The following is a 17877-nucleotide window of genomic DNA, read 5'->3' on the forward strand; positions in this document are numbered from 1 at the left end:
ATCAGAATATACTGAATCGTCAGCGCCACCAATGGGCGATTTGCCATGCCAGCCGGGCCGCTGCGCGGGCGCCCTGACTATCAATGTCAAACTGCGGATTAAACTCCACCAGGTCGACCGCCTGCAGCTTGCCGCTGCGGCACAGCGGCTCGACGATGCGCAGCAATGTCGCCAGCGGCACGCCCAACGCCGCTGGCGCTGACACCGCCGGCATGTCGCGCCCCGGCAGCACGTCCAGATCGATGGTCAGATAGAGCCGATCGTACAGGGCGATATTGCGGGCGATTTCCGGCATTACGCGTAATTCAAAAGCCTCGATAACGTCCAGATCTTCAATCACCCGCACCTGACGGCGCGCGGCTTCATCCCACAGCGCCTGGGTATTCGCCGCGCGGCTGGCCCCGAAGCAGGTATAATGAAAACCGCGCCGCTGCGCGTCGCACTCCAGCGCCAGCTGGCGGAACGGCGTTCCTGAGCTCGCCTGCCCGGCAATGCGTAAATCGAGGTGGGCATCGAGGTTGATAATTCCGACCTTCTCATCGGGGAAGGCATCAAGCACCCCCGCGCCATGGCCAAAGGCCGTTTCATGTCCGCCGCCAAGCACCAGCGTACGTTTGCCCGCGCGCTGGCAGGCCGCCACCGCATCACGCAGCGCCTGCTGAGCCTCCTCCAGCGCCTCGCCGACGACCACGATGTTACCCATATCCACACAGCGATCGTGCCCGCTGTGGCTGGCCATATTCGCCAGCGCCCGGCGTAAGATCTCAGGCCCCTTTTCGGCCCCGGCGCGCCCGCGATTGCGCCGCACGCCTTCGTCACAGGCGAATCCCAACAGGGCGATGTCTCCCGGCTGCGCCGCGGGCGCAAAGCGCTCGGCCCGCGCCATGGTCTGGAACAGGCGCAGCGCGTTGGCGGCTTCCGCGCTGTCGTCACGCCCTTGCCAGATATCGGCGGGCGTAGGTTGCCACAACGTCATTGCATTTCTCCTCGCACCACGCGGCGCCAGAGCGGGCTACGTCCCGGCTCATACACCATTTCAACCGGATGCTCTGCATCCCAGATAGCAAAATCAGCGACAAACCCGCTCGCCAGCTGACCGTGGCTGTGCTGACGCCCCAGCGCCTGCGCGGCATGCCGGGTAACCCCCGCCCACGCCTCTTCCGGGGTTAAGCCAAATTTGACGCAGGCCATGTTCATCGCCAGATGCAGGCTGGCGAACGGGCTGGTGCCCGGGTTGTAATCCGTGGCGACAGCCATCGGGACCTGGTATTGCCGCAGCAGATCGACCGGCGGTTTACGGGTCTCATTCAGGAAATAGAACGCGCCGGGCAGCAGAACCGCCACCGTGGCGCTGCGGCTCATCGCGGCCACCCCCTCTTCCGTCAGATATTCGATATGGTCGGCGGAAAGGCCATGATAGCGGCTCACCAGCTGCGCGCCGCCGAGGGACGAAAGCTGCTCGACATGCCCCTTGACCGGGATCCCGCGGGCCTGAGCGGCCTGAAACACGCGTTCGGTTTGCTGCGGGCTGAAGCCGACGTTTTCACAGAATACATCGACGCTTTCGAATAGCCCCTCCTGCCACAGCACCGGCAGCAGGGTTTCACAGACCAGCGTAATATAAGCGTCCGGATCGTCTTTATATTCCGGCGGCGTGGCATGGGCGGACAGCAGCGTCGGCGACAGTTCTAGCGCATTGTTCTCCGCCAGGCGACGCGCCACCCGCAGCATTTTGCGCTCGTTCTCCAGATCCAGGCCATAGCCGGACTTAATTTCCAGCGTGGTGACGCCTTCACGCAGCAGGCGATCCAGCCGCTGTTGGGCCAGCGCCAACAGCTGCGCTTCGCTGCTCTCGCGGGTGGCGCGTACCGTTGAGTTAATCCCGCCGCCGCTGGCGCTAATCGTCTGATAGGAAACGCCGTTCAGACGCTGCTCCCACTCCTGGGCCCGGCTGCCGCCGAAAACCAGATGGGTATGACAGTCAATCAGCCCCGGCGTCAGCAGTCTGCCGCCAAGATCAACGCTGCGCCCGGCAGGGGCATCGTTTTCAGGCACAATACCTTCAATACGGCCGTGGCGGACCAGCAGCGCATGTTTATCCAGCAGGCCATAAGGCCGCGAGTCATGCGGAGTCAGGGTGGCAAGGCGGGCATTTCGCCAGATAACGCGATCGGAAATGGCTTCAGTCATAGCAGTTAACTTGTCATGGGTTGTATAGACATTTATTTTCATTACGCACTGAATGTCAACACCAGCTGGCGTAATTGTTATTTTTTTGTGACTGAACGCGAGGGCAGGAGCCAGCGCCTGCCACAATTGCGGCAACTTTTTCGCTCAGCATCTTCCCGTTTCGCTCAACTTAGTATAAAAAGCAGGTTTTAAAGGACTTATACACGCCGTTCATTCCTTGCAAGGTTCACGCTGCGGGAATGATTTTTGTATAATTACACCCCACATAATTCGGGTTGCTGCGCGGTGAATAGCCATGAACGCGCGAACGCAGAGGCAACCCGGAGTATCACAGGTCTTGTTAATTGATTCTTGCCCGGAGCAACATGAACACATTCTCAGTTTCCCGCCTGACGCTGGCACTGGCCTTCGGCGTGACGTTGTCCGCCTGTAGTTCAACCCCTGCCGATCAACAGCCCTCCACGCAGACTGCGCCGGGCACCGCCTCTCGCCCTGTGTTAACGGCCGATGAAGCCAAAAATTTCACCGCCGCCAGCTATTTCCAGTCTCTGGATCCCAACGCCGCGGCGTGGACTCCGGCGGCCATTAGCCCGCCAGCCCAGCCTGACTTCGTTGTCGGCCCGGCGGGCGGCCAGGGCGTGACCCACACCACGATTCAGGCAGCCGTCGATGCGGCCATCGCGCGTCACTCCGACCGTCGCCAGTTTATTGCCATTCAGCCCGGGGAATATACCGGTACCGTCTATGTGCCGGCTGCGCCCGGAGCGATAACGCTGTACGGTACCGGCGAAAAACCGCTGGATGTCAAAATTAGCCAGGCCATTGATTCCGAGATGGATACCAACACCTGGCGCCACCTGGTGAACCCGGCCGGGAAATACATGCCGGGTAAACCTGCGTGGTATATGTTCGATAGCTGCCAGAGCAAACGTACCGCCACCGTGGGCGTCATGTGCTCGGCGGTATTCTGGTCGCAGAATAACGGCCTGCAGCTGCAGAACCTGACCATCGCCAACAACCTCGGCGATAGCGTGGATGCCGGAACGCACCAGGCCGTGGCGCTACGCAGCGATGGCGACAAGGTACAGATTAACAACGTCAACATCCTGGGACGTCAGAACACCTTCTTCGTCACCAACAGCGGCGTACAGAACCGTCTGCAGAACGATCGCCAGACCCGAACCCTGGTGAGCAACAGCTATATTGAAGGCGACGTCGATATCGTTGCCGGCCGCGGCGCCGTCGTATTTGATAACACCGATTTCCGGGTGGTGAATTCCCGCACGCAGAAAGAAGGCTATGTCTTCGCACCGGCGACGTTGAAAAGCGTCACCTACGGTTTCCTGGCGGTGAACAGCCGCTTTACCGCTTCCGGCGATGGCGTTGCGCAGCTGGGGCGCTCTTTGGATGTCGACAGCGCGACCAATGGTCAGGTCGTGATCCGCGATAGCGTCATCAATGAAGGCTTCAATGTGGCTAAGCCGTGGGCCGATGCGGCGGTCTCTAACCGCGCGTTCAGCGCTAATACCGGCACCGCGGATGAAAAAGGCAATCCGCAGCGTAACCTCAACGACGCCAGCTTCAACCGCATGTGGGAATACAATAACCGCGGCGTGGGCAGCGTCATTGTTGCTGAGCCCAGGCAGTAACGTTTGATCAAGGGGGAGGCACTCCCCCTTGGCTTCCTCCAGCGGCGACCGCCTGGCCTGCCGCCCCCTCTTCTCTGCTGGCTGCAAAAAAAACTGCGGGTGAACGAATAAAAATCCCCGCTCATACGTTTACGCATTGTCAGAACATCATGGCCTGTCGCCCTCATTCGCCGTATTACGCCGGATGTGGCCTGGCTCCCTGTTTCGCCGCCACGGAGACGAAGATGAACACCCTATATTCCCCCTTCCTGCCCACAGCACGCCGCTTAATGGTCCCGGCACTGCTATGTTTATTCTATGCATCGCAGACCTTTGCCATGGGCGATAATAGCACCGAGAGCAAAACCCCGGACTGCCCCAATGGACAGATTTACGACAGCGTCAGTAAAAAATGCGTACCGGCAAAAACCAGCAGCCTTAGCGATCAGGATAAGACCAACTACGCCTACCACCTGGCTAAAAAAGGCGAATATCAGGCGGCGTTAAACCTGCTGGATTCCCTGAAGAACCGCAATACGGCCGAGGCCTGGAACTACCGCGGCTATGCGACCCGCAAGCTTGGACGTACGGATGAAGGTATCGGCTATTATCAGCGTTCGCTGGCGCTGGCGCCCAATTACGCGAAAGCGCGCGAATATCTTGGCGAGGCCTGGATGATTAAAGGCCGCCGGGATCTGGCGCAGGAACAGCTGCAGGTCATCGCCGGAATTTGCGGACAGGGCTGCGAGGAGTACCGGGATTTACGCGCCGCGATCGACGGACATCCTGAATCCTGAATAGCGCCGCGAGGGTAAGAAAATTACAACCAGTGAAGTTCGCTCACAGCTTGCCGCTCATCTGTCGCGCCTTTGGCGCTATGGACTGATCCTCTCGCGCAACCGCGATATTGCTGAAGAGCTGGTTCAGTCGACCTGCGTACGCGCGCTCGAAAAGAGCGCGCAGTTTACCCCCGGGACGCGTATAGACAGGTGGTTATTCTCCATTTTGCACTCCATCTGGATCTCAGAGCTACGCGCGCGCCACGTACGCATGGGGCAGGGATTTGTGGATAGTGAAGAGCTGACGGCGCCCGACAGCCGCGAAATGAGCGAGGATCGCCTGTATTATCAGCAGATTATGCAACGGGTCGCCGCACTCCCTGAGGCGCAGCGCAATACCGTATTCTTAGTGTATGTTGAAGGATTTACCTATCAGGAGGCGGCGGACACGCTGTCAGTCCCCATCGGCACGGTGATGAGCCGGCTGGCGGCGGCGCGCGCTACGCTGGCAAAAACGGTCGCGGCCCCACCCTCAGCCAAGGAGATACCCTCTTGAAATCGTTATGTTTTACCCCGCCTTACGGCGATGAAGCGATCGTCGCCTGGCTGGATGGCGAAATGAGTGAGGCCGATGCGCGCCGGTTCGAAGCCGCATTCCGGGACGACCCGCTGCTGGCCGGGCGCATCGCCGAGCTGATGGGCAACAATCAACATTACCCGCAGGCCTTTGCCCCCTTGCTCGATGAAGCCCCGGTGGCACGGATGCAGAGCCGGCTCGACGCGCAGCTGGCGGCGCTGCCCGCCGCGGATGGCGACGTCTCCCATCCGCAGTTTAGCCGCCGCGCCATGATTGCCGCCTCGCTCAGTTTTTTGCTGATCGGCAGCGGATTAGGCTACCTGGCGCGGCCAGGCGCGAGCGCGCCTGACGACAGTGAAAATATTCGCGATCTTGAAGCCCGCTACATGTCGCTCTACAGCACGGAAACGCTGCTCGACATGGACAGTTCACCCGCAGTGTTGCAACGAGGCCTGGCGCGTACCACCGAGGACATCGGTTTAACTCTCAGCGAGCAGCAGCTCACCCTGCCGGGCGCGGAGCTGAAAATGGTTCGCATGTTGCGCTATGACAGCACCACCATTACGCAAATTGCGTGGATTCACGCCGAATATGGCCCGATGGCGCTGTGTATCTCGCCGGATCGTCAGCAGAGCAGCGCGGCGATTAACGCTGAGCAGCGGCACGGGATGAATATCGCCTGGTGGCGCAACCGGGGGTATCAGTTCGTATTGCTTGGCCGCAACCCTGGCGCGCAATTGCACACGAACGCGCGCCAGTTACAGCGTCTGCTGGCGTAACCCGCCCTCCCGGTGACCTGCTAAATATTTTTTCCCCAGCGAAACTTTTCCCCTCACTGCGGCGAACTGAATAGTGGAGTCACCCAACCGGAACTCCCTTACATCGCAGGAGCTGATAATGAAACGTATGAAAAACCTCGCTCGTACTCTGACCATGACCGTCGCGCTGGGCCTGTCCGCCACCGCGTTCAACGCCGCTGCGGCGCTGCCCGTCGGCGCCAAGGCCCCCGCTTTCGAACTGCAGGGCGCCTTAGCCGGTAAACCGATCACTTTCTCATTGCAGCAGGCATTACAAAAAGGTCCGGTGGTGCTCTATTTCTTCCCGGCCGCCTTCAGCGCGGGCTGCACCATTGAAGCTCATGATTTTGCCGAAGCCACCGATGACTTTACAAAAATGGGGGCCACCGTGATTGGCGTGACCGCCGGTAACACCGACCAGGTGAGTGATTTCTCGAAACTGGAGTGCCGCGATAAGTTCGCGGTCGCCGCAGACCCGGGCGCCAAAGTGGCGGCGCAGTATCAAACGCTGATGGAGATGAAAGGCAAGACCCTGTCCGACCGGACCTCGTACGTGATTGCCCCCGATGGCAACATTCTGCTCAGCTACACGGACCGAAACCCGGAGACTCATATCGAGAAAACCCTGGCGGCGGTGAAACAGTACGACGCTGCACATCCGCAAACTCATTAAGCGAAGAGGCCAGCGATGATAACCGCCATGCTGGCCGCCTTTATGGGCGGCATTATACTCAACTTTATGCCCTGCGTTTTTCCGGTCATCTCCCTGAAAGCGCTCGGGCTCCTGCGTCACCCGGATAATGCCGCCAGCGCCCGTCGCGAAGGGCTGGCATTTTTACTTGGCGTGATGATCACCATGATGGCGCTGGCGGGTATTCTGCTGGCGGCCCGCGCCGGGGGCCTCGCCGTCGGCTGGGGGTTCCAGCTGCAGTCTCCGCTGGTGATTGCCCTGCTTGCGCTGGTGATCCTCGGTGCGGCGCTCAACCTGCTCGGCGTGTTCGAGGTCGGGCTGGCGGCACAGCGCGTTGGCGCCCTGGAGATGGGACGCGGCGCCTTTATCCGCTCGGCGTTAACCGGCGCGCTGGCCATTATCGTCGCCACCCCGTGTGCGGCACCGTTTATGGCCAGCGCCATCGGCTATGCGCTGGTGCAGCCCCCGGCCACGGCATTAGCAGTGTTCTTCGCTCTGGCGCTGGGTTTTTCCGCGCCGTTCACCCTGGTCTCGCTGTTTCCGGCGCTGGCCACTCTCCTGCCGCGTCCGGGCGCGTGGATGGATATACTCAAACGCGTACTGGCGTTTCCGATGTTTGGCGCGTATGCCTGGCTGGTATGGGTGCTGGCGCAGCAGGCCGGGAGCGGCGCGCTGGCCACGCTGCTGGCGGCATCCGTGGTGCTAAGCTTTGCCGCCTGGCTATACGGTATCGCGCAGCAGCGGCGTTATCAGGGCAAAGGGCATAAGGTTCTGTTTGGCGTCACGGCGGCGCTCGCGCTGGCGGTCATCGCCCCGCTGGTCGGCCTGATTGATCCGGACTCAGCGCAGCCGGGCGCCCGGACTAGCGCCGACGTCGCCGCGGAAAAATGGACGCCGCAGGCGGTTGAGTCCCGGCGCGGCCACGGCCAGGCTATCTTTGTTAACTTCACCGCCTCGTGGTGCATCACCTGTCAGGTAAACGAGAAAACCTCGCTCTCGACTCAGGCGGTCAAAGAGGCGCTGGCAAAAACCGGCACGCTGTATATGATCGCAGATTCGACTAAATTTAACCCGGATGTCGATGATGCGCTGAATCAGTTTGGCCAGGGCGGTCTGCCGCTGTACGTGGTTTACCCGGCCGACGGCGGGCCGCCCAAAGTACTGCCGCAGGTTCTGACGCCGGGCATCGTCGTAAACGCGTTGAATCAGGCGACCAGCAAAAAGGTGTAAACGCAACAAGGCGGATTATGGAAACCAACGATAGCGCGCGCGAAAGCTGGCCCGCGCTAATGGCACAGGCACAGGCGGGCGATCAGCGCGCCTACACCCGGTTACTTAAGGCGCTGGTGCCGGTGATTCGTTCGCAGATACGTAAACGCATCGCCGATGAGGCCTTAGTCGAAGACGTGATTCAGGATGTCCTGCTGACGGTGCATCGGGTGCGCCATACCTACGATCCGGCCTTCCCTTTTTTACCCTGGCTGATGGCGATTATCGCGGCGCGCGCCATCGATGCGCTGCGCCGCCGCGGGCGCTATCAGCATTGGGAAATCCCTGAAGAGACGCTGCCGGAAACGGCGACGGCCCCGGAACCGCCGCGGTGGGATAGTCGGGAGGAACTGGCGGGGTACCTGAACCAGCTCCCCTCTCGCCAGAAAGCTATCGTGGAGCATGTTCATCTGCGCGAAATGAGCCTGACGGAGGCCGCCGCGCATCACAATCTGAGTGTCGCAGCGGTGAAATCGCTGCTGCATCGGGCGCTGAAAAATCTGCGCCGCTTTGGAGCTCATCATGACCGATCATGACCTGTTGATTGAAAAACTGGGGCGCGGCATGCGGCCGGTAAAACGGCTGCGCCCTACCGGCTGGCGCGTGCTGGCATGGCTGGCCGCCGCGCTTCCCTGCGCCATCGCCGCCAGTTTTCTGGTCCAACGCAGCCCGACCGACTGGTCGCAGCCCGGCGCCCCGTGGGCGGTGGTCCAGCTGCTGCTGGCTTTTTTACTCGGCACGCTGGCCATTCTCAGCGCCTTCAATATGAGTATTGCCGGCCGCCGTCACCTCAGCTGGAAAGCCCTGCTCCCCATTGGGGTGATGTGGCTGGGGTTGAGTATCAGCAGCATCCCGCATCAGCCACCGCTGACGGCGGATAATGACAGCGTGCCCTGCTTTATCTTTTTACTGGTGGTCAGTACGCCGATGATGGCGCTGATGATCGCCAGCCTGCGTCGTAGCCGGTCGCTGCATCCGGTGCGTAGCCTGGCGATGGCGGGGCTGGGAATTGCCTGTCTGGCGGTCAGCCTGCTGGCGTTTTGCCATCCGGTACATCTGCATGCGCTGGATTTTGTCACGCATCTGGCGGCGATAGCGACGATTGTGGCGCTGACGGTCATTGTCGGCAGGCGCTGGGTGGCGCTGGAGTAGACGCGTTTTCGGTGGCGGGTCGCCGCTACGGAGATAATTTTTTGACGTTATCTGCACGTTCAGCAACGATGTCCGGTCGGGCCATCCGCCATGTTCATAGCATGCCGCAAGGCTTTCTTTTTAGGAGGCGAAAGCACGGTCTCATCACTCGGGCGGTGGAATATTCCACAGCACGAACGACAAACGCACTTCGCCCAAACCGCCGTTTACCGGCATCACGCCAAAAACCTGCTGGCCACCTTAAGTGACCAGCATTAGCCACGGCGAGGCGCGGCTTAATAAGCGTTAACCACCACCCACATTGGCCCCTGGCCCACGGCGTAACGCCCTTTCTCGGTCAGCAGCCCCTGCTCTGCGCTAATCTCATAGACCGCGATATGATGCGATTTCTGCCCGGCGGCGATCAGGTATTTACCGCTGTGATCGAGGTTAAAACCGCGCGGTTGCGCTTCGGTCGGCTGATAGCCTTCAACCGACAACACGCTGCCATCTTCGGATACGCTGAAGACGGTAATAATGCTGGCGGTACGGTCGCAGGCATAAAGATGGCGGCCATCCGGCGTCAGGTGAATATCCGCCGCCCAGCGTACATCGGTAAAATCAGCAGGCATCATATCCAGCGTTTGTACACGCGCAATATTGCCATTCGGATCTTTCAGCTCCCACACGTCGACGGAGCTGTTCAGTTCGTTCACACAGTAACCGTACTGCTGATTGGGATGGAACACCATATGACGTGGGCCAGCCCCCTCAACGGTGGTCACTTCCGCCGGGTCTTGCGCGGACAGGAAACCGTCATCGCTGAGGTTAAACAGACAGATGCGATCCTGCTTCAGCGCCGGTACCCACAGGGTACGATTATCCGGGGAAATATTGGCCGAGTGGCAGCCTTCCAGCCCTTCAACAACGGTCACCGTTTCCCCCGGCAGGCCATCAATCAGCGGCGTCACGCTCACGCAACCGGCGTTGTAGGAGGCGCTGAACACGAAACGCCCCTGATGGTCGGTTGAAATATGCGTCGGGCTGCCCGGCAGCGCCGCCTCGCCGGCGAAGGTCAACGCGCCGTTATCTGGCGCAATGCGGTAAGCCAGGACGCGAAACTCCGGACGCACGCCGACGTAGAGATACTCTTTATTCGGGCTCACCACCATCGGCTGAACCTGGCCTGGGGCGTCAACAACCTGCACAAGTTTGAGCTGCCCCTCAAGATCCAGGCTCCAGACATGAATCTGCTGGCTTTCCGGGCTGGCGGTATAAACGGTTTGTTTCATGACTGCTCCTTTCCTCACTGCACATGGAAAAACGTATACATTTCATTCATCAAGCTGCTTCTTTGATGCAATGTATAGACTCTTTTAACGGTAGATGCTGAAAAATTTGCCCCTGAGAGAGAGCGGTGTACCATCATGCCAGGCAATTTTTTCACCATTAACCGGAAACAACACATGACCCCACGCGTGATTGCACTGGATTTAGACGGCACCCTGCTCACCTCCAACAAAACGATCCTGCCCGCCTCGCTGGAAGCGCTGGCGCGCGCCAGAGCGGCAGGGTTCCAGGCGATCGTCGTCACTGGCCGACATCACGTCGCTATCCATCCTTTTTATCAGGCACTGGCTCTGGATACACCTGCAATTTGCTGTAATGGCACTTATTTGTATGATTATCAGGCAAAAAAGGTTCTGCAGTCCGATCCGATGCCGGTAGATAAAGCGCTGAGCCTGACCGGGATGCTGGCCGAGCACGATATTCACGGCCTGATGTACGTTGACGACGCGATGCTGTATGAACGCCCGACCGGGCACGTTATTCGCACGACCCGCTGGGCGCAGTCGCTGCCCGCCGAGCAACGCCCGGTGTTTACCCAGGTCGATTCGCTGGCGCAGGCCGCACGCGACGTCAAGGCGGTATGGAAGTTTGCCCTCACCGATGAGGACATTCCTAAACTGCAGCGGTTCGCCCTGCAGGTGGGGCAGACGCTGGGTCTGGAGTGCGAATGGTCGTGGCACGATCAGGTCGATATCGCCCGCGCCGGCAACAGTAAAGGCAAGCGCCTGGCGCAGTGGGTGGAAGCTCAGGGGCTGTCGATGCAGGAGGTGGTGGCCTTCGGCGATAACTATAATGACCTCAGCATGCTGGAAGCCGCCGGTACCGGGGTGGCGATGGGCAATGCGGTTGACGAAGTCAAAGCCCGCGCCAACGTCGTCATCGGCGACAACGAAAGCAACAGTATTGCCGATTTTATCAACCGCCATCTGCTGTGATCAGGCGGTAATCGACACGCTTTTAATCTGCGCATACAGCGATTGGCCTGGCGTAATCCCCAGGTCATCTCTGGCCCACGGGCTGATGCGCGCCCATAGCGTACGGCCGCTGACGTTCAGCTGTACCTCGATCTGCCCGTGCGTTTCCATGCACTGCACCACCTGCGCCGGTAGGATATTGCGAATGCTGGTCTGCTGCGGCGGCCGCAGGACCAGCGACACATCGGACGCCTGAATACGAATGCGCACCGCCTCGCCGATCGGCCGGTCAAGGTGATTGACCCACAGCTGCTGCTCGCCGAGCGCCAGCGCGGTCATCGCATAGTGCGGATGCCGGGCGGCAACCGAGACGTTGAGAATCGTGCTCTGCTGCTCCTGCGGCAGCCAGGGATGCATCACGCTGCTGCCCCACACCGCCTCAAGGTCGCCAAAAGCTTTCACCACGCCCCCTTCCAGCACCAGCACGTTATCCGCCAGGTGCTGAATCTCGTCCAGCGAGTGGCTGACGTAAAGCATCGGGATATGGATTTCACGCGCCAGGCGCTGAAGGTATGGCAGCAGTTCACGTTTGCGCGGAATATCGAGCGATGCCAGCGGCTCATCGAGCAGCAGCAGCTCGGGGGCGGTTAATAGCGCCCGGCCGATGGCGACCCGCTGCTTTTCACCGCCGGAAAGCCCGCCGGGCAGGCGTTCAAGCAGATGCTCAATCCCCAGCAGCGCCACCAGCTTATCAAACTGGCTTGCCATGCTTTTCGCCATGCCGTACTGCAGATTGCCGCGAACCTTATAGTGTGGGAACAGGCGCGCATCCTGAAAAACATAGCCGATACGCCGTTTTTCCGGCGCCAGGCAGATACGCTTATCGACATCATTGAGCACCCTGCCGTTGAGTACAATCCGCCCCTGCTGCGGGCGGGTCAGGCCGCTGATGGCATTAATCAACGAGGTTTTTCCCGCTCCGGAAACGCCGAAAACGGCGGTAATCCCGCTGGTGGGCAGCGTTTCATTGATCCTCAGGCAGTGGTTGCCCAGCGTCTGGGTAAAATTGAGTTCAAGCATCGCTATTTCCCCGTCCGCGTCCGGCTGAGACGGGCCAGCCATTCAGAAACCAGCAGCGAAATCAGCGCCAGCACAATCGAAATCAGACATAAACGCGCGGCGGCGCTTTCACCGCCCGGGGTTTGAATCAGGGTATACATCGCCGAAGGGATGGTCCGCGTTTCACCGGGAATATTGGAGACAAAGGTAATGGTGGCGCCGAATTCCCCCAGCGAACGGGCGAAGGCCAGCACCGTACCGACGATAATGCCCGGCAGCGTCAGCGGTAGCGTAATGGTGAAAAACACCCGCCAACGCCCGGCGCCCAGGGTTCGCGCCGCCTGCTCGAGCTTAACGTCGACGCCTTCCAGCGCCAGACGAATGGCCCGCACCATCAGCGGAAACGACATCACCGCCGCCGCCAGTACCGCGCCGCGCCAGCTAAAGGCAAAGGTCAGACCGAACCAGTCGTACAGCCAGCTGCCGATAAACCCGCGCCGCCCCATTGCAATCAATAACAGATAGCCCACCACCACCGGCGGTAGCACCAGCGGCAGGTGGATAACGCTGTCGAGCAGCGCTTTGCCGGGGAAATTACGCCTGACCAGCAGCCAGGAGATAAAGATCCCAAAAGGTAGGCTTAATACCACCGCCAGGGAGGAGACTTTCAGGCTGAGCAATACCGCCTGCCATTCGGGATCGCTTAAGAACATTAGCGGGTCGTAAATCCGTATTGTTTGAAGATAGCTGCCGCCTGCGGCCCTTTCAGATAGTCATAAAACGCGCTCACCGTCGCATTTTTATGCCCATCGACGATAGCCAGCGGATATTCCACTTTCTGATGCGAATCTTCCGGGAAGGTCCCCACCACTTTCACCCCTTTGCTGGCAACCGCATCGGAGCCGTAAACAATCCCCAATGGCGCTTCGTTACGTTCAACCAGCGCCAGCGCGCCGCGTACGTCTTCCGCCGGAGCCAGTTTAGGCGACAACGTTTCCCAGGCGCCCAGTTTTTGCAGCGCTTCTTTAGCGTAGATGCCCGCCGGGACGTGTTCCGGATCGCCAACCGCCAGGCGGCCGCCTTTCAGCAGGCTGGTCCAGTCGGTTTTGTTGTCGATCGCGATCTCTCCCTGAGCGCTGGCTTTAGGCGCCACCACCACCAGGCTATTGCCGAGCAGCGTTTCACGCGAGGCGGTATCAATCGCTTTTTTCTCGACCGCGTAGTCCATCCATTTCTGGTCAGCAGAGATAAACAGGTCAGCAGGCGCCCCCGCTTCGATTTGCCGGGCCAGCGTCGATGAAGAGGCGAACGAGGAGACCACCTCGACGTTTTTTTCTTTCTTATACTCTTTGGCAATGTCCTGCATTGCATTCGTTAACGATGCCGCGGCAAAAACGGTGATCTTTCCTTCTTCCGCCAGCGCGTGACCAGCAACGGAGAGCGTTAATGTCGCTCCGGCAAACAAGCGTAACCATTGACGTGCCATCTGAAACTCCTGTGAGTGCGTTATGTAGGGGCTAATATAACGATAAGACAAGGGTTTTCCCAGCGCGAATTGGTGGTAAGTAGAGGAGGATCAAAAGAGCGGGATATATAAAAACGCCCGGTAAAACCGGGCGTTGGGAAATCAGTTGTTGTGCTGGCCGCGATCTTTGTGACCGACGCCGGAGAAGATGTTGAACACTTCGCCCAGACCGTAAATCAGGCCCAGGATGATCGCCATCACCACAGGGACCATGACAACGGCAAAAACCAGACTTTTCAATAGCTCTAACATAATGGGCTCCAGAAAGTACGAATAGTTTATTGTAACCGTTTCAGCTGGAAAAACACGCCCCATTTGTGCGGTGGCCGGCGGAGCCGGGCGACAGATGTATCTTGCAAGATGACCGCTATCGGTCACAATACCCTTTTTTGCCAGGATATTATTATGCAGGCCGAAATTCTTCTGACCCTTAAGTTACAGCAGCGCCTGTTCGCCGATCCCCGTCGCATCGCCCTGCTAAAGCAGATCGATGGTACCGGCTCCATTAGCCAGGGGGCGAAAAACGCGGGCATCAGCTATAAAAGCGCATGGGATGCGATCAATGAAATGAATCAGCTCAGCGAGCAGACGCTGGTCGAGCGCGCCACCGGCGGTAAAGGCGGCGGCGGCGCGGTGCTGACCCGCTACGGCCAGCGGCTGATTCAGCTTTACGATCTGCTGGCGCAAATTCAACAGAAAGCCTTCGACGTGCTGAGCGATGACGACGCCCTGCCCCTCGACAGCCTGCTGGCCGCCATCTCGCGCTTCTCTTTGCAAACCAGCGCGCGTAACCAGTGGTTCGGCACCATCACCGGCCGCGACCACCAGCAGGTGCAGCAGCATGTCGAAGTGCTACTCGCCGATCGCCAGACCCGCTTCAAAGTTGCCATCACCGCCCAAAGCGCCGATCGCCTGGGCCTCGACGAGGGTCAGGAAGTGCTGGTGCTGCTAAAAGCCCCGTGGGTGGGCATCACTCAGGATCCGGCCGTCGCCGGAGCAGCCGACAATCAGCTCGCCGGGCGCATCAGCCATATTGAATATGGGGCTGAACAGTGTGAAGTCCTGATGGCGCTGCCGGATGGTCAGAGCCTGTGCGCAACCTTACCCGTGGATCAGACCCGTGATCTGGCAGAAGGTGCTGAGGCGATAGCATATTTCAATGCGGATCGCATCATTCTCGCCACGTTATGCTGACGGGATTGACAACCCGCGCGTGACGTCGTATCCCTGTGGTAAATCGCTGCAAAAAGTGGGATACACAATGTCATCATTGCAAATTTCGCAAGGCACGTTTCGCCTGAGCGACACAAAAACGTTAACGATTGAACACCTCGCCGTTGGCGCTGGCGAAAGCTGGGCTTTTGTCGGCAGCAACGGCAGCGGGAAATCCGCGCTGGCCCGCGCGCTGTCCGGTGAACTCACCCTGCTCTCCGGCCAGCGTGAAAGCCGCTTTTCCCGCATGACCCGCCTCTCATTTGAACAACTGCAGAAGCTGGTCAGCGACGAGTGGCAGCGCAACAATACGGATTTGCTCAGTCCCGGCGAAGAAGACACCGGCCGCACAACGGAAGAGATCATCCAGGATGAGTGCAAAGACGCCGTCCGTTGCGCACGCCTCGCCGAACTGTTTGGCATTACCAGCCTGCTCCAGCGTCGCTTTAAATATCTCTCTACCGGCGAGACGCGTAAAACGCTGCTATGCCAGGCGCTGATGGCGCAGCCGGATTTGCTGATCCTCGACGAACCCTTTGACGGCCTTGATGTCGCCTCCCGTCAACAGCTTGCCGGGCTGCTTGAAACGCTGCACGACGCGGGCATCACGCTGGTGCTGGTGCTCAATCGGTTCGATGAAATACCGCCATTTGTTCAGTTTGCCGGAGTACTGGCGGATTGCACCCTGAGCGAAACCGGTGAAAAGCAGGCGCTGCTGCAACAGGCGCTGATTGCCCAGCTGGCGCACAGCGAAAAACTCGACGGCATGACCCTGCCGGAGCCGGATGCCCCCGCCGCCCGCCACGCTCTTGAAGCCGACGCGCCGCGCATCGTCCTCAATGACGGCGTGGTGTCGTATAACGATCGGCCGATCATTGAGCACCTGAGCTGGACGGTTAATCCCGGCGAGCACTGGCAGATCGTCGGCCCCAACGGCGCCGGAAAATCGACCCTGCTTAGCCTGGTCACCGGCGATCATCCGCAGGGGTATAGTAACGATCTCACCCTGTTTGGCCGCCGTCGCGGCAGCGGTGAAACCATCTGGGATATCAAAAAGCATATTGGCTACGTCAGCAGCAGCCTGCACCTTGAATACCGCGTCAGCACCACGGTGCGCAACGTGATTCTGTCGGGCTATTTCGACTCTATCGGCATTTATCAGGCCGTTTCCGATAAGCAACGCCATCTGGTGCAAAACTGGCTGGATATCCTCGGTATCGACAAGCGTACCGCCGATGCGCCATTCCACAGCCTCTCCTGGGGGCAGCAGCGGCTGGCGCTGATCGTCCGGGCGCTGGTCAAACACCCGACGCTATTGATTCTTGACGAACCGTTGCAGGGTCTGGACCCGCTCAACCGACAGCTGGTGCGCCGTTTTGTCGATGTGCTGATTAGCGAAGGGGCCACCCAGCTGCTGTTTGTCTCCCATCATGCGGAAGACGCGCCGGACTGCATTACCCACCGTCTGGAGTTTGTGAAGAGTGGAGACGGTTACACTTATCAGGTCGGTACACTCGTGCACTAAAGCAAAACAGGGGGTCCGCGGCTCCCTGTTTTTTTCAGAAAAATGTCAGGAACACCGAATAACGTAATGTTTTAAAACAAAAATACTCATAAACCTTCTGTTTCTCACCCTTGTGTAAACGATTCCACCAATTTGCCCTGTGTCACACTTTTGACTTCTTTGGTATGCTATCTTCTTCACATACGATAAGCCTATTGGAGCGAATCATGAAAGTACTGGTTACGGGTGGTAGCGGTTACATTGGAAGTCATACCTGTGTGCAACTGTTACAGCAGGGGCATGAAGTGATTATTCTCGATAATCTCTGCAACAGTAAGCGCAGCGTATTACCGGTCATGGAGCGTCTCGGCGGGGCTAAAACCACCTTTATCGAAGGCGATATTCGTAACGAAGCGTTGATGACGGAAATCCTGCACGATCACGCGATAGAAGCAGTGATCCACTTCGCCGGCCTGAAGGCCGTCGGCGAATCCGTCGCCAAACCACTGGAATACTACGACAATAACGTAACCGGCACACTAAAATTAGTCTCCGCCATGCGCGCCGCCGGCGTGAAGAACTTTATTTTCAGCTCCTCGGCAACCGTCTACGGCGATCAGCCGCAGATCCCTTACGTCGAAAGTTTCCCCACCGGTACGCCGCAAAGCCCATATGGCAAAAGCAAACTGATGGTTGAGCAAATCCTCACCGACCTGCAAAAAGCCCAGCCCGACTGGAGCATTGCGCTGCTGCGCTACTTCAACCCGGTCGGCGCGCATCCATCAGGCGACATGGGTGAAGACCCGCAGGGTATTCCGAACAACCTGATGCCCTACATTGCCCAGGTGGCCGTGGGCCGTCGCGAATCGCTGGCCGTCTTCGGCAATGATTACCCCACCCCTGATGGTACCGGCGTACGCGACTATATCCACGTCATGGACCTCGCCGACGGCCACGTCGCGGCGATGGAAAAACTGGCTGGCAAAGCTGGCGTACATATCTATAACCTCGGCGCAGGCGTTGGCAGCAGCGTCCTTGACGTCATTAATGCCTTCAGCAAAGCCTGTGGCAAACCCGTAAACTACCATTTCGCTCCGCGTCGCGATGGCGATCTCCCGGCCTACTGGGCCGACGCCCAAAAAGCTGACCAGCAGTTGAACTGGCGCGTGACCCGCAACCTTGACGAAATGGCGCAGGACACCTGGCACTGGCAGTCTCGTCATCCGCAGGGTTATCCAGACTAAGGAACCG

General features: G+C 59.2%; 19 protein-coding genes. 12 read left to right on the top strand and 7 right to left on the bottom strand.

What is annotated here, in order from left to right:
• Positions 1 to 19: 19 nt before the first annotated feature.
• Both hutG and hutI read right to left on the bottom strand, forming a co-directional pair.
• Positions 20 to 976: a formimidoylglutamase gene (gene hutG, locus EDF73_RS07705; RefSeq protein ID WP_132727939.1), complete on the bottom strand. Its 957-nt coding sequence runs from the start codon at positions 974 to 976 to the stop codon at positions 20 to 22.
• A complete protein-coding gene (gene hutI, locus EDF73_RS07710) occupies positions 973 to 2232 on the bottom strand; it encodes an imidazolonepropionase (RefSeq protein ID WP_165905665.1) in 1260 nt (419 codons plus the stop codon). The genes hutG and hutI overlap by 4 nt, the downstream gene beginning before the upstream one ends.
• Positions 2233 to 2555: 323 nt before the next feature.
• Here hutI and EDF73_RS07715 point away from each other — a divergent pair, with 323 nt between their 5' ends.
• The 8 genes from EDF73_RS07715 (at position 2556) to EDF73_RS07750 (ending at position 9083) form a co-directional block, all read left to right on the top strand.
• Complete coding sequence (locus EDF73_RS07715; protein ID WP_132727945.1) at positions 2556 to 3839, top strand: putative acyl-CoA thioester hydrolase; 1284 nt, start codon at positions 2556 to 2558, stop codon at positions 3837 to 3839.
• Between the two features lie 269 nt (positions 3840 to 4108).
• Positions 4109 to 4615, top strand: coding sequence for a tetratricopeptide repeat protein (locus EDF73_RS07720; protein WP_243655208.1), 507 nt, complete (start codon positions 4109 to 4111; stop codon positions 4613 to 4615).
• Between the two features lie 22 nt (positions 4616 to 4637).
• Positions 4638 to 5153, top strand: coding sequence for a sigma-70 family RNA polymerase sigma factor (locus EDF73_RS07725; protein WP_132727951.1), 516 nt, complete (start codon positions 4638 to 4640; stop codon positions 5151 to 5153).
• Entirely contained in the window at positions 5150 to 5953 is an 804-nt protein-coding gene (locus EDF73_RS07730; protein ID WP_132727954.1) for a hypothetical protein, read from the top strand. Before EDF73_RS07725 ends, EDF73_RS07730 begins: the two co-directional genes overlap by 4 nt.
• A gap of 118 nt (positions 5954 to 6071) precedes the next feature.
• A complete protein-coding gene (locus EDF73_RS07735; RefSeq protein WP_132727957.1) occupies positions 6072 to 6644 on the top strand; it encodes a peroxiredoxin in 573 nt (190 codons plus the stop codon).
• A gap of 15 nt (positions 6645 to 6659) precedes the next feature.
• Positions 6660 to 7892 carry a thioredoxin family protein gene (locus EDF73_RS07740; RefSeq protein ID WP_132727960.1) on the top strand — a complete coding sequence of 411 codons (1233 nt, stop codon included), beginning with the start codon at positions 6660 to 6662 and terminating at the stop codon, positions 7890 to 7892.
• A 17-nt stretch (positions 7893 to 7909) separates the two neighbouring features.
• A complete protein-coding gene (locus EDF73_RS07745; RefSeq protein WP_132727963.1) occupies positions 7910 to 8467 on the top strand; it encodes a sigma-70 family RNA polymerase sigma factor in 558 nt (185 codons plus the stop codon).
• The gene (locus EDF73_RS07750; protein ID WP_132727966.1) at positions 8454 to 9083 is read left to right on the top strand and encodes an NrsF family protein; all 630 of its coding nucleotides are present in this window, start codon (positions 8454 to 8456) and stop codon (positions 9081 to 9083) included. Before EDF73_RS07745 ends, EDF73_RS07750 begins: the two co-directional genes overlap by 14 nt.
• Before the next feature lie 275 nt (positions 9084 to 9358).
• Here the strand turns inward: EDF73_RS07750 and pgl are convergent, their stop codons facing one another.
• The gene (gene pgl / locus EDF73_RS07755; protein WP_132727969.1) at positions 9359 to 10354 is read right to left on the bottom strand and encodes a 6-phosphogluconolactonase; all 996 of its coding nucleotides are present in this window, start codon (positions 10352 to 10354) and stop codon (positions 9359 to 9361) included.
• 174 nt (positions 10355 to 10528) lie between these two features.
• On the opposite strand from pgl, the gene EDF73_RS07760 reads away from it, so the two are divergent.
• Positions 10529 to 11347 (top strand): pyridoxal phosphatase, encoded by an 819-nt coding sequence (locus EDF73_RS07760; RefSeq protein WP_132727972.1) that lies wholly within the window; start codon positions 10529 to 10531, stop codon positions 11345 to 11347.
• On the opposite strand, the gene modC is transcribed toward EDF73_RS07760, so the two are convergent.
• From modC to EDF73_RS07780, 4 genes are all read right to left on the bottom strand, one after another.
• Positions 11348 to 12406, bottom strand: coding sequence for a molybdenum ABC transporter ATP-binding protein ModC (modC, locus tag EDF73_RS07765; RefSeq protein WP_132727975.1), 1059 nt, complete (start codon positions 12404 to 12406; stop codon positions 11348 to 11350).
• Between the two features lie 2 nt (positions 12407 to 12408).
• On the bottom strand, positions 12409 to 13098 hold the full coding sequence (gene modB, locus EDF73_RS07770) for a molybdate ABC transporter permease subunit (protein ID WP_132727978.1): 690 nt from the start codon (positions 13096 to 13098) through the stop codon (positions 12409 to 12411).
• Positions 13098 to 13871: a molybdate ABC transporter substrate-binding protein gene (gene modA / locus EDF73_RS07775; RefSeq protein ID WP_132727981.1), complete on the bottom strand. Its 774-nt coding sequence runs from the start codon at positions 13869 to 13871 to the stop codon at positions 13098 to 13100. Before modA ends, modB begins: the two co-directional genes overlap by 1 nt.
• 141 nt (positions 13872 to 14012) lie before the next feature.
• A complete protein-coding gene (locus EDF73_RS07780) occupies positions 14013 to 14162 on the bottom strand; it encodes an AcrZ family multidrug efflux pump-associated protein (RefSeq protein ID WP_132727984.1) in 150 nt (49 codons plus the stop codon).
• Between the two features lie 153 nt (positions 14163 to 14315).
• On the opposite strand from EDF73_RS07780, the gene modE reads away from it, so the two are divergent.
• The 3 genes from modE (at position 14316) to galE (ending at position 17870) form a co-directional block, all read left to right on the top strand.
• A complete protein-coding gene (modE, locus tag EDF73_RS07785) occupies positions 14316 to 15104 on the top strand; it encodes a molybdenum-dependent transcriptional regulator (protein ID WP_132727987.1) in 789 nt (262 codons plus the stop codon).
• A gap of 67 nt (positions 15105 to 15171) precedes the next feature.
• Entirely contained in the window at positions 15172 to 16647 is a 1476-nt protein-coding gene (modF, locus tag EDF73_RS07790) for a molybdate ABC transporter ATP-binding protein ModF (protein ID WP_132727990.1), read from the top strand.
• Between the two features lie 206 nt (positions 16648 to 16853).
• On the top strand, positions 16854 to 17870 hold the full coding sequence (gene galE, locus EDF73_RS07795; protein ID WP_132727993.1) for a UDP-glucose 4-epimerase GalE: 1017 nt from the start codon (positions 16854 to 16856) through the stop codon (positions 17868 to 17870).
• The last annotated feature ends 7 nt before the right edge of the window (positions 17871 to 17877 follow it).

The organism is Klebsiella sp. BIGb0138 (assembly GCF_004342285.1).
In the GTDB taxonomy this organism is placed as follows: domain Bacteria; phylum Pseudomonadota; class Gammaproteobacteria; order Enterobacterales; family Enterobacteriaceae; genus Klebsiella.